General features: G+C 42.0%; 9 protein-coding genes. 6 read left to right on the forward strand and 3 right to left on the reverse strand.

The window, feature by feature from the left end:
* Positions 1–282 precede the first annotated feature (282 nt).
* Positions 283–627, forward strand: coding sequence for an iron-sulfur cluster insertion protein ErpA (gene erpA, locus CKY02_RS16345; protein WP_036781943.1), 345 nt, complete (start codon positions 283–285; stop codon positions 625–627).
* 86 nt (positions 628–713) lie between these two features.
* Here the strand turns inward: erpA and btuF are convergent, their stop codons facing one another.
* Both btuF and mtnN read right to left on the reverse strand, forming a co-directional pair.
* Positions 714–1541, reverse strand: a complete 828-nt coding sequence (gene btuF / locus CKY02_RS16350) for a vitamin B12 ABC transporter substrate-binding protein BtuF (protein ID WP_112896120.1) — start codon at positions 1539–1541, stop codon at positions 714–716.
* Positions 1542–1621: 80 nt separating this feature from the next.
* On the reverse strand, positions 1622–2323 hold the full coding sequence (gene mtnN / locus CKY02_RS16355; RefSeq protein ID WP_112896121.1) for a 5'-methylthioadenosine/S-adenosylhomocysteine nucleosidase: 702 nt from the start codon (positions 2321–2323) through the stop codon (positions 1622–1624).
* Between the two features lie 127 nt (positions 2324–2450).
* Between mtnN and dgt the strand changes: the two genes are divergently transcribed.
* On the forward strand, positions 2451–3977 hold the full coding sequence (gene dgt, locus CKY02_RS16360) for a dGTPase (RefSeq protein ID WP_112896122.1): 1527 nt from the start codon (positions 2451–2453) through the stop codon (positions 3975–3977).
* On the opposite strand, the gene CKY02_RS16365 is transcribed toward dgt, so the two are convergent.
* The gene (locus tag CKY02_RS16365) at positions 3961–6312 is read right to left on the reverse strand and encodes an ATP-binding protein (RefSeq protein ID WP_112896123.1); all 2352 of its coding nucleotides are present in this window, start codon (positions 6310–6312) and stop codon (positions 3961–3963) included. The two genes, dgt and CKY02_RS16365, sit on opposite strands and share 17 nt — an antisense overlap.
* A gap of 53 nt (positions 6313–6365) precedes the next feature.
* Between CKY02_RS16365 and rlmD the strand changes: the two genes are divergently transcribed.
* The 4 genes from rlmD to CKY02_RS16385 form a co-directional block, all read left to right on the forward strand.
* Positions 6366–7697, forward strand: coding sequence for a 23S rRNA (uracil(1939)-C(5))-methyltransferase RlmD (gene rlmD / locus CKY02_RS16370; protein ID WP_112896124.1), 1332 nt, complete (start codon positions 6366–6368; stop codon positions 7695–7697).
* A 41-nt stretch (positions 7698–7738) separates the two neighbouring features.
* The gene (gene relA, locus CKY02_RS16375) at positions 7739–9970 is read left to right on the forward strand and encodes a GTP diphosphokinase (RefSeq protein WP_112896125.1); all 2232 of its coding nucleotides are present in this window, start codon (positions 7739–7741) and stop codon (positions 9968–9970) included.
* Between the two features lie 23 nt (positions 9971–9993).
* Complete coding sequence (mazG, locus tag CKY02_RS16380) at positions 9994–10779, forward strand: nucleoside triphosphate pyrophosphohydrolase (RefSeq protein WP_112896126.1); 786 nt, start codon at positions 9994–9996, stop codon at positions 10777–10779.
* A gap of 804 nt (positions 10780–11583) precedes the next feature.
* A partial coding sequence (locus CKY02_RS16385) for a helix-turn-helix domain-containing protein (protein WP_146747463.1) occupies positions 11584–11908 on the forward strand: 325 nt, incomplete at its 3' end.

Consider the following 11908-nt stretch of genomic DNA (forward strand, 5'->3'; position numbering starts at 1 on the left):
ATCAATATTTTTTCTTTCTTAATTGTTAATTGATTGACGGAGGGTTTAACTACACGTGACGGTTTACTGCTCTTTGAAGCTATCGTAAAAAGCCAGCGTTTGTCGCTAAGGTAGCCGCGATGGTAAACAAATGTGTGATAATTTTTTGGCGGTTAGTGTGTTGTCAAAATGACAATACTTGAACGAACTAATCAGGTATTGGATAATTCGAGTTATTAATGATCGGCAAATTTTTGTTGTCTTCTGAATATTTTTGCCGAGTTCCAGTCTGGAGTAAAAATGATGAGCGATGATATCGCATTACCTTTGCAGTTTACGGATGCCGCAGCTAACAAAGTGAAAATTTTGGTTTCGGATGAAGAAAACCCGAACTTGCGTTTACGGGTTTATATCACCGGTGGTGGATGCAGTGGCTTTCAGTATGGTTTTACCTTTGATGATCAAATAAATGAAGGTGATATGACCATTGAGAAACAAGGTGTGGAGTTGGTTGTTGATCCGATGAGCCTACAATATTTGGTTGGCGGTTGTGTTGATTATACCGAAGGTCTGGAAGGTTCACGTTTTATCGTCACGAACCCTAATGCTAAGACAACTTGTGGTTGTGGTTCTTCTTTCAGTATCTGATTCCAGGCGATTTCCCGTAATGGGTCTGAATATTATGACCCATTTTCGGGAGTCCTCTTGCAATCCTATTAAACGATTTTGCTTTATCAAGAATCTTTGTCATTCAATTGCTGGCATAGCTGTTCGGCTGCCAGAATGATGCGCGGTCCCGCGCGGTGAAACCAATCTTCATGTAATGTAATGACTTTGGCACGCAATTGTGGATGCCAGAAATTTTCAATTAATTTGACCTGTTCTTGTCCACCACTGATAACAATTATTTCAGGTTTCCTGATGAGTACTTGTTCACGACTGACTTGAGGCCAGGAAACAGGGCTGTTGGCAAAAATATTTCTGCCGCCACAGATAGAAAGCACTTCACTTTGCAGTGTATGTCCTGAAGCAGTGAACAGAGGATAAGTGCCGAATTGTAAAAAGGCCGGTTTGGGGGTTGTAGTGGCATATTTTTGTTGCAAATTGGCAAATCGTTGACGAAGTTCAGTCGCAGATTTTTTTGCTTGTTCTGGGTGAGGACTATATTCAGCGAGTCGTTCTAAATCCTGCGCTATCTGTTCGGTGGTTGTGGGATCGGAATAAAAGATTTTAATGCCAAAAGTAGCAAGTTGTTCCAGTGGGCGTTGGGGATTACCGCCACGCCATGCCAGAATCAGCTCAGGTTTAAGGGTAATAATGCGTTCCAGATTGATGCCTTGCCAGTTAGCTACTTGCTCAAGTTTACGGGCCTGAGGGGGATAATCAGAGTGGGCGCTGGCGGCAATCAGATTGTCACCTAGCCCGGCGGCATAGGCTAATTCTGTCGTTGATGGAGATAAACTGATTACCCGTAAGGGAGCTGCATACAGAGAATGGCTGAAACTACTGAGAAACAGTAAAAGCGATAATCCAATTGAACCCGTGCTTTTTATCCATTTCATTGAAGGGTGCTCTTTAAAACATTAAATATGTCGCCCGCAAACACGCCCGAAAATATTCATCAGGGCGTGTCAGTAATATATTATTTGTCTTTATTCAGAGTTGTCAGCATTGCGTTGACCATTAATGTAGATTGGCGAGCTGCCACGGCAAGAAATTCATCAAAACTGATATGAGATTCTTTATCCGCCACATCAGAGATAGCACGTACCACTACAAATGGGGTGTTGTATTGATGGCAGACATGCCCTACTGCTGCGGCTTCCATTTCTACCGCCGTCACTTGTGGGAAAATTTCCCGGATACGCGCTAGTGGTTCCGCACCATTAATAAATGCATCACCACTGCAAATCAGCCCACGTACTGCGTTCAGATTTAGTGAATGAATACATTTTTCCGCCAGATCAATTAGCTGGTCATCCGCCACGAAAGCTGGGGGGCATTGCGCCATCTGGCCGGGCTCATAACCAAAAGCGGTAACATCAGCATCATGATAGCGAACTTCGCGGGATATCACGATATCACCGATTTGCAGTTTTGGATCAAGGCCACCCGCTGATCCGGTGTTAATAATTACATCAGGCTGACAATGTTCAAGCAGTAAAGTTGTACCAATTGCAGCAGAAACTTTACCAATACCAGATTTTAACAGTGCGATCTCCACGCCGTTGAGCTTACCGGTATAGATTTCGCAGCCACCTCGTGACAATGTTTGGCGATCTTCAATTTGATCGCGCAGTAAAGTCACTTCTTGCTCCATAGCACCTATCACGCCTACTTTCATGATGTCATACTCGCAGTTGATTAATTAATCATATAAAATCATTCCGTGTTTGAGTTTAACATCTAATACGGAACAATCAGATAATCTGTAGTGTAAAACTGTGTTATCTCACAAGTCGGGGGGATAAATGTCCGGGATAGACTTTAGTCAAAAGCTTAACTATCAGCGTAAATACCGTCAGTATCATGTTGATTCTAATGATGAAGAGCAGGTTATTCGCCAGTTTGAAAGCGATCGTGGGCGGATTATGAATTCAGCGGCTATTCGTCGTTTACAGCAAAAAACACAGGTTTTTCCGCTGGAAAATAATGCCGCTGTCCGCAGTCGCTTAACGCATTCATTGGAAGTGCAACAGGTTGGGCGCTATATTTCGAAAACAATTATTAATGAATTGAAAACGCGTAATTTGCTGGCTGATTACGGGTTGGATAAACGGCTATTATCATTTGAAAGTTTGATTGAAATGGCTTGTTTAATGCATGATATTGGTAATCCACCATTTGGTCATTTTGGTGAAGCGGCAATTAAAGATTGGTTTGCCAAAAAGCTCGATCTTAATTTTTCCTTGGAAAATATTAAGCGAGAAGATCGATGCGAAATCTTCGAATTGCGTTTATGTGGTGATGTGAAAAAAGATCTCTTTCGTCGCCAGTTGCGTAAAGATTTATGTCAGTTTGAAGGGAATGCTCAGGCTATCCGTATGGTGCATAGCTTATTAAAACTCAATCTGACTTATGCCCAGGTTGGTTGTATTCTAAAATATACTTGCCCTGCTTTTCGTCTTGAAGAAACACCAAATCAATTTAATTATTTGATGAAAAAGCCAGGTTTTTATTGGTCGGAGGAGCATTTTGTTCGCGAATTACGTCGTGAGCTTAAACTGGGTGAGTTCTGTCGCTTCCCACTGACTTATATTATGGAAGCAGCAGATGATATCTCTTATTGCATTGCTGATTTGGATGATGCTGTTGAAAAAACGATTTTCAGCGTCGATACACTGATGGGATATTTGGAACAGGAGTGGCAAGAAAATGGCGGTCATCGGGCTGGGGATCTATTCGACTTAACGGTCAGAAAGGCGTACAAGGGAACTCACGGTAACGAATTACGTCGAAGCCAGCAGGATCAATTTTTTATGTATTTGCGGGTTTATATTACCGGCAAACTTGTTCCTTATACTGCTCGTCGTTTTATTGATCATCTGCCGGCTGTTTTTGAGGGCTCATTTAATCAAGCACTACTTGAAGATAAGAGCGAGGAGCATCGGTTGCTTAGGACGTTGAAAAACATTGCTTGTAAGAGAGTGTTTAATCATCCAGAGATTGAAAAATTAGAGTTGCAGGGATACCGAGTCATTAATGGGTTATTAGATTTTTATTGCCCATTATTGAAGATGTCCCGTCAGGATTTTATGGAACTGAACCAGAACAATTTCCACAAAGATTATTTTATGGAAACTCGGCTGCTACACAAACTTTCCACCAAGCATCGTCTCGCTTATGGTGAAGCAGTAGAGAAAATTGTTGCCACTGACCAAGCTGAAAAAGACCTGCTCGAATTCTATTATCGCGCTCGTCTTATTCAGGATTACATCAGTGGCATGACAGATAATTATGCTTATGAAGAGTATCGTAAGTTTATTGTGTGTAGTTAAGATTCTCGCCGCGACTCAATATTTTTTTTGCGGCGGTAAGGACATGATCAATTTCATCTGTCAGTTCCAACAATTCAGGTTCTATATCGGTTAATTGAACGCCTTGTTGTAATTGTTGTTCAATTAATTGGCAGAGAGCTTTAAGTTGTGGCACGCCGCTATAACAGCAGCTACCGTGTAGTTTATGGATCTGCTGCTGATAATCTTCCACCGTTTCCCCTGACAAAACTTTTTCTGTGATTGTTTTAATTGTTGGCAGTAAATCTACTAACATTTGTAGCATATCTATAGCCAACTGTTCTTTTCCGATGGCCTGTTGTAACGCTAATGACCAGTTAATATGTTGTGATTTTGTCGTCTTAACGTAGCGATCTAACACTGCTCTCAGACGATCTTCATCGAGAGGTTTGGTCAGGAAATCCTCAAATGGAGATTGATCTGTATCGCTCTTTGGTCGGCAGGTATAAGCTGTAACCGCAATGATCGGTGTACTGCGGTGTTGCGGTAGCTGGTGGATGCGGTTGGAAGTACGGATGCCATCCATACTTGGCATATGAATATCCATCAAAATAAGATCAAAATGGTGAGAGGTTGCTGATTGCAAAGCTTCTTCTCCACTGCTACATAGCACGGTTTTTTCCACGATTTCTTCTAGTAATGAACTTATTAGTTTGAGGTTAGCTGGATTATCGTCAACGGCCATGACTGTCATGGGTAAACGAGGTGGGTGGATAAGTGCTTTTTGTGGTACCACTGAGTCGGTCAGAATGAAATCATCTTTCCCTAGCCATAAATCAAAATGGAAAACAGAACCTTTTTCTGGCTCGCTGGTAAAACTAATATTTCCGCCCATTTCTCGGATCAGTTTCCTTGTAATGACCAAACCGAGGCCGGTACCGCCATAACGGCGAGAAATACTGGCATCTGCTTGGTGAAAAGCCTGAAATAGATGAGGTTGCTGCTCAGGGCTGATACCGATGCCTGTATCGCTGACAATAATCTCTAAATTGATTTTATGGTGTTGCTGTTGTAGCAGATTGATCTTTATCTCCACAGAACCTTGGTCCGTGAATTTAATTGCATTACCGATGATATTGGTGAGTATTTGCTGGAGGCGCATAGGGTCACCTACAACCAGATTCGGTATTTGGGGATCAATATGGTGAGTTAGCTGAATATTCTTACTTTTGGCGCTGAGTGTCAGTAACACCATGATCTCATCAATCATATCCTGTAAAAGGAATGGAACGTTTTCCAATACCAATTTATCCGCTTCAAGCCGCGAAAAATCCAATATATCATTGATAATATTCAGTAGATGATTAGCGGAGCGCTCGATAATATACAGATATTCAGTTTGCTGTATTGTTAAAGGTGTTTTCAGTGTTTGGCGGGTAAAGCCAATGACGCCATTGAGTGGAGTACGTAATTCATGAGACATATTTGCCAGAAATTCCGTTTTTATTCTGGCCGCTTCCTGCGCGCGTTTTTTCGCTATTGCCAGTTCAACGTTCTGAATTTCGAATTGCTCCATTGTTTCCCGCAGATCCGACGTGGCCTGATCAATATCATTTTGCATATCTTCTTTATAGCGGGAAAGCGATTTTGCCATTGCATTAATGCCATTTTTCAGCGTATCTAATTCACCAAAATATTTCCCACTGACACGGCTGTTTAATTGTCCTTGGCGAATTCTATCGACAGTACTGACAATATCGCTGATAGGTTTTGTGATCTTACGCACCAAATGGTAGGCGAACAGTGATGCCCATCCAAGGCAAATCAGTAATAGCAATATGAAGATAACGATCTCTTTATATTGCTGTAAGTGAGCTGAATGTAAATCGAGATCGATGGCAATATAACCGATCGGATGTAGAGATGGGGAGTGAGAATTCTGTTGCTTATGAGACAGATGGTGCTCTGAGATAATTGGCATGCGTAAAATAATACTGTTTTTGACTTCCGTTTTTGTCAGGGTAGTGGGGAGTGGCATACTCGGCGCAATCTGTAGTTGAACGGCATTGTATTTATAATTTGATATATCAAATAGCTGATTATCACCATTAAAAATGGCAATCGCTCGGACTATCTCCGAATGTCTGCGATGAAGCCGGGTGATCAATGAATTGACGCTTTCACGGTTATGCAGGTTGATGCCAATTTCACTGGCGATGGACAGGGGTTCAATAATACTGATCCCAGATCGAACAATTTGGTTTTCCAGTTCACGATAGTGATAACAGAGAAATGAGATACTGAAAAACATGCCAACCAGTAAAATTGGAACTAGGATCAGGCTCATCATGCGGATGCGTAAGCTATATTTGGTCATAATCGTCCATTATGGGAAAATAAGAACTTAATAATTCATAGTCCGTAAGAATCATGGTGCAATTTTATTCCCCCAATCGCCGAACAGTAAATCGGCATATCATCACAGTTACTGCTGATAATCTCGATGCCCAGGGGCAGGGCGTAGCTCGCCATCAGGGTAAAACTATTTTTGTCGCCGGGTTATTGCCCGGTGAACAGGCACAGGTACAACTAACGGAAGAGAAGCGACAGTTTGCAAAAGCAAAGTTGGTTAAGCGTTTATCTGACAGTCCATATCGTGTGAATCCCCGTTGTCCTCATTTTGGAGTATGTGGCGGTTGTCAGCAACAACATGTTGCACCCGATTTACAACGTGAAAGTAAAGCCAATGTTCTCGAACACCTGATCAGGCGGGAAACTGGTGTAACGGTTTCTGCCAAGCCGGTGATTCTTGGCCCTGAATATGGTTATCGGCGCCGGGCAAGGCTTGGTTTACATTATCAAGTCAAACAGCATCAAATAAAACAGCGCCAACTGGTGATGGGATTTCGTCAAAATCAATCCAATGAATTAGTTGCTATAAAAGAATGCCCTGTTTTGCGGCCTGAATTGGAACAGTTATTGCAGCCATTATCTCAGTGTCTGAATAATTTGAAAGCGGTTAAACGGTTGGGGCATGTGGAATTGGTGCTGGCAGATAATGGTCCATTGATGCTATTGCGCCACCTTGATCCCTTGAAATGGGAAGATAAAGAGAAACTATGCACATTTTCCGTGCAACATAATGTCGCGGTCTATCTGGCGGCGGATGAAACTTCACTTGAGTCGTTGAATGAACCGCCGGAACCCTGGTATCAGGTAGGTGGACTGAAACTGGTTTTCAGTCCAAGAGATTTTATTCAGGTTAACGATCAGGTGAATCAACAAATGGTTGCTCAGGCGATAGAGTGGCTCGATTTACAACCGAATGACAACGTGCTTGATCTGTTCTGTGGAATGGGGAATTTCACTTTACCTATTGGTCAAATAGTGCAGTCGGTGGTTGGCGTCGAAGGGGTTGCCACACTGGTAGCTAATGGGCAATATAATGCCAGATTAAATAATTTGGATAACATATCCTTCTGCCATGAAAATTTGGAAGCTGACATACGTCATCAACCTTGGGCAAAGTTGGGGTTTAATAAAGTCTTATTAGATCCGGCGCGTGCTGGTGCGACAATAGTCATGTCACACATTGTCAAGCTGGCCCCTGAAAAAGTGGTCTACGTCTCTTGTAATCCAACAACATTGGCACGGGACAGTAAGATTCTGCTTGAGGCTGGCTATCATATTATCAGTGTGCGGATGCTGGACATGTTTCCACATACAAGCCATTTGGAGTCAATGGTGCTATTTAGCCGTTAGGTCATGGCTAGATGAAAGCTATGAAGTCGTCGGGAGAGATTATGGTTGCGGTAAGAAGTGCTCATTTAACCCCTGCGGGAGAGTTTGCAGTAAACAGGTGGATCGCGAGTTTAAATATAGCGAATCTTCAATTGGGTGAGAAATTAGCCAAAACCTGGCGTTATTGTCACGAAAAAGCGCAAAATCATCCTGATTCAGAACTTCTGTTATGGCGTGGTGTAGAGATGGTTGAGATCCTCTCCACGCTGAGTATGGATAATGACAGTATGCGTGCGGCGTTGCTGTTCCCATTGATGGATGCCAAATTACTTGACGATCAAACGGTCACTGAGGCGTTTGGTAGTGGAATTACCAATCTGGTGAAAGGCGTTATGGAAATGGATGCTATTCGTCAGTTGAAAGCCACTCATAACGATTCAATTTGTTCCGTACAGGTTGATAATGTTCGCCGGATGCTATTGGCAATGGTGGAAGATTTTCGCTGTGTCATTATCAAATTGGCAGAGCGGATTGCCCATTTGCGGGAAGTTAAAGAGGCGACTGAAGATGAGCGTGTACTGGCTGCGAAAGAGTGTTCCAATATTTATGCGCCGCTCGCTAACCGACTAGGTATTGGTCAACTTAAATGGGAACTTGAGGATTACTGCTTCCGTTATCTCCATCCTGATGAATATAAAAAAATTGCTAAATTACTGCATGAGCGGCGCATTGATCGTGAGCAGTATATTGATCACTTTGTCAATACATTACGTAAGCATACGCTCAAGGAGGGCGTCACCACGGAGATATACGGACGTCCTAAACATATCTACAGCATCTGGCGCAAAATGCAGAAAAAATCGCTGGCATTTGATGAGTTGTTTGATGTTCGGGCTGTACGGATTGTGGTTGAACGTTTGCAGGATTGTTATGCGGCACTGGGGATAGTACATACTCACTATCGTCATTTGCCGGATGAATTCGATGATTATGTTGCTAATCCGAAGCCTAATGGCTACCAATCTATTCATACCGTCGTGCTTGGGCCGGGTGGTAAGACATTAGAAATCCAGATTCGCACCCGCCAGATGCATGAAGATGCAGAATTGGGAATAGCCGCCCACTGGAAATATAAAGAGGGGACAATGGCGGGTAGTCGTGCGGGATATGAAGGACGAATTGCATGGCTACGTAAACTGATCACATGGCAGGAAGAGATGGCTGATTCTGGTGAGATGTTGGATGAAGTTCGCAGCCAGGTGTTTGATGATCGGGTATATGTATTTACACCGAAAGGGGATGTTATTGATCTCCCAGCAGGTTCTACGCCGCTGGATTTTGCTTACCATATTCACAGCGATGTGGGACATCGTTGTATTGGTGCGAAAATTAGTGGTCGCATTGTGCCGTTCAGCTATCAATTGCAAATGGGCGATCAGATTGAAATCATCACACAGAAACATCCGAACCCAAGTCGTGATTGGTTAAATCCAATCTTGGGCTATGTCACCACAAGCCGTGGTCGGGCGAAAATCCACAACTGGTTCCGTAAACAGGATCGGGATAAAAACATTATCGCGGGTCGTCAGATGCTGGATAATGAACTGGCACATCTGGATCTCAGCCTAAAAGAAGCGGAAAAGTTGCTGATTGCGCGTTATAACGTCCATACACTTGACGAAGTGCTGGCGGGCATTGGTGTGGGTGATATCCGCATTAACCAGTTAACCAATTTCTTGCAAAGCAAATTTAATAAAACCACCGCAGAAGATGCAGATCGGGAAGCGCTTCGCAATTTAGAGAGTAAATCACATCCTCAGCGCAGTTCTGCTAAAAATGATGGGCGGATTGTGGTAGAAGGTGTGGGTAACTTGATGCATCACATTGCCCGTTGCTGCCAGCCCATTCCCGGCGATGAGATTGTCGGTTTTATCACGCGAGGGCGGGGCATCTCTATCCATTGGGTTGATTGTGAACAACTGGCGGAGTTGCAGGCAAATGCGCCTGAAAGGGTAGTCGATGCGGTTTGGGGAGAGAGTTACTCCAGCGGTTACTCATTGATTGTGCGTGTCGTTGCCAATGATCGCAGTGGATTACTGCGTGATATCACCACGATTTTGGCGAATGAGAAGGTGAACGTACTTGGGGTGAGTAGCCGTAGTGATGTAAAACAGCAGATTGCTACCATTGACATGAATATTGAGATTTATAACCTGCAAGTACTAGGACGGATCTTGGCGAAAATCAATCAGTTACCGGATGTTATTGAAGCCAAGCGCCTTCATGGCAACTAACCGCGGGAAAATTTGGATAAAAAATGAAATCATCTGCTATAAAACGATTATTGGAGATTATGGCGCAATTGCGCCATCCTCAACAGGGATGTCCCTGGGACAAGCAACAGACATTCAAAACCATCGCACCTTATACATTAGAAGAGAGTTATGAAGTCATTGACGCCATTGAACGGGGTGATTTTTCTGATCTAAAAGAAGAATTGGGCGATCTGTTATTCCAAGTGGTGTTCTATGCTGAAATGGGCAAAGAGCAGCAGTTGTTTGATTTTGATGATATTTGCCATGCGATTAGCGATAAACTGGAGCGCCGCCATCCACATATTTTCGGTCAGCAGCAGAATATCAGCAGTGACAGAGCTATCAGTGGTTGGGAAAAACATAAAGCACAGGAAAGAGCACAAAAAGATCTGCATTCACTCCTTGATGATATTCCGGCAAGTCTGCCGGCGTTGATGAAAGCGTATAAAATACAGAAACGTTGTGCAGCGGTCGGTTTTGATTGGGATACCCTGGGGCCGGTGCTGGACAAAGTTTATGAAGAGATCGACGAAGTAATGGATGAAGCTCATCAGGCGGTGGTTGATCAACAACATCTGGAAGAGGAAATTGGCGATTTGTTGTTTGCTGTTGTGAATTTGTCGCGTCATCTGGGTTACAAACCAGAAATTGCATTGCAAAAAGCATGCAATAAGTTTGAGAGCCGATTTAGAGAAGTAGAAAAGCTGATCCTAAACCAAGGCCAGACCTTGGAAGCGGCGACATTGGAAGAAATGGAACAAATGTGGCAACGGGTTAAGAAGCAATAATCGCAAAGAGTAGCATGAAAGCTGGAATTTTTATTTTTTTGAGAGGGAAATTTGTGTTGAATAAATTTCCCTGAGCTCTGTTTGAGATAGTGTTAAGCGTTGATAAATTAATTTTTTATTAAACATATCTGACCTGTTTAACTTCATTATGAGAATTTACCCAACCTAATTATCTCTACAAAGTAATATGAAATTTCTTCATGTTGTAATATCAAAACATTCATATGAAATTATAATTCTTTTATTTTCATATGGTTGAAATTATTGTTTTATTATCATCACTTTTAGATAAAAATTTGACATATGGTAACATGCATCTAATATTATAAATATTAACATTTAGTTATAAGTTAATGTTTTTGAAACAATTATGTATCAGTAATAGGGGATTAAAATGGAAATCGAATTAATTGAAGAGTCTGAACCAGAAGTTGAGGTCCTTTGTAATAGTGTTGATTGTCCATAATAACTAAATTAATCCCCCCTTATTGAATTAGGGGGAAAGGCATATAATTATGAATAAAAGAGAAATAAATATATATTTATAAAAATTAATATCAAATCCAAAGTATTCAATAAAAATGTATGAAAATCCAAATAAGTTTATGGATAAATATCATGTTGCTCTGGAAAATAGAGAGGTCTTGATTAATTTTTTTAGAAAAAATGGCGGAAGATTTGTTAACTCATCAATTTTTCAAAAAATAAAGAGAATGGATGGTCTGAAAGGAGCACTCCCCAATATATACCCGTAATCATTGAAGATGCTTGATTTTATCCGAAATGGAGATCATTATCCTCGTTATGAAAATATTTATTACATCAGAACAAAAAATCAAACTTGAACGTCTTCACGACACCACTCGTGATGGTCAAGTACGAGACAGAATAAAAGCTATCCTTCTGGCTTCTGAAGGGTGGAGTTCTGTCATGATAGCCCAGGCATTGCGACTCCATCAGACCACCGTTGACCGCCATATCAGTGATTACCTTAATCAAGGTAAACTTAAATCTGACAATGGAGGGTCTGATAGTTTGCTTTCCCGAGAACAAACTGATTTTTTAATCAATCACTTATCTCAACATCTTTTCCATCACACCCATGAAATCGTGGCCTATGTTGCTCAGC

The organism is Photorhabdus bodei (genome assembly GCF_003287735.1).
In the GTDB taxonomy this organism is placed as follows: domain Bacteria; phylum Pseudomonadota; class Gammaproteobacteria; order Enterobacterales; family Enterobacteriaceae; genus Photorhabdus; species Photorhabdus kayaii.